This window comes from Rhizobium cauense, assembly GCF_019511525.1.
Classification (GTDB): Bacteria; Pseudomonadota; Alphaproteobacteria; order Rhizobiales; family Rhizobiaceae; genus Rhizobium; species Rhizobium cauense.
In genome coordinates this window covers 1-721 of record NZ_JAEUAT010000062.1, presented here as the reverse complement: position 1 = coordinate 721, position 721 = coordinate 1, and the positions used below count along the sequence as shown (strand labels likewise).

At 58.5% G+C, this 721-nt stretch carries 1 protein-coding gene; it reads left to right on the top strand.

Features of this window, described 5'->3' with window-relative positions; translation table 11 throughout:
• On the top strand, positions 1-721 hold a 721-nt coding region (locus JNB88_RS33130; protein ID WP_476705538.1), incomplete at both ends, for a phosphoketolase family protein.

Below are 721 nucleotides of genomic sequence, written 5' to 3'. Positions count from 1 at the left end.
AGCACGCCAAATGGCTGAAGGTGTGCAATCACATTCCCTGGAGGCGGCCGATCGGTTCGCTGAACTACTTCCTCAGCTCCCACGTCTGGCGCCAGGACCACAACGGCTTCAGCCATCAGGATCCGGGGTTCATCGACCACGTCGTCAACAAGAAGGCAGACGTGATCCGTGTCTATCTGCCGCCGGATGCCAATACGCTGCTTTCCGTCACGGATCATTGCCTGCGCAGCCGCAACTATGTGAACGTCGTCGTGGCGGGCAAGCAACCGGCGCCGCAATGGCTGACGATGGATGAGGCGGTCAAGCACTGCACCGCAGGCCTCGGCATATGGGAGTGGGCCAGCAACGATCGAGGTACAGAGCCCGATGTCGTCATGGCGTGCTGCGGCGACGTACCGACGCTGGAAACGCTGGCGGCAGTCCAATTGCTGCGAGAACACCTTCCGGAGCTCAAGGTGCGCGTGGTCAATGTCGTCAACCTCATGAAACTGCAACCGTCGAAGGAGCATCCGCATGGGCTCTCAGACGCAGACTTCGATGCATTGTTCACGAAGGACAAACCGATCATCTTTGCGTTCCACGGTTATCCCTGGCTGATCCATCGGCTTACCTATCGCCGCACAAATCACGACAATCTGCATGTGCGCGGTTACAAGGAAGAGGGAACGACGACGACGCCATTCGACATGGTGGTCCTGAACGAAATGGACCGCTTCCACCT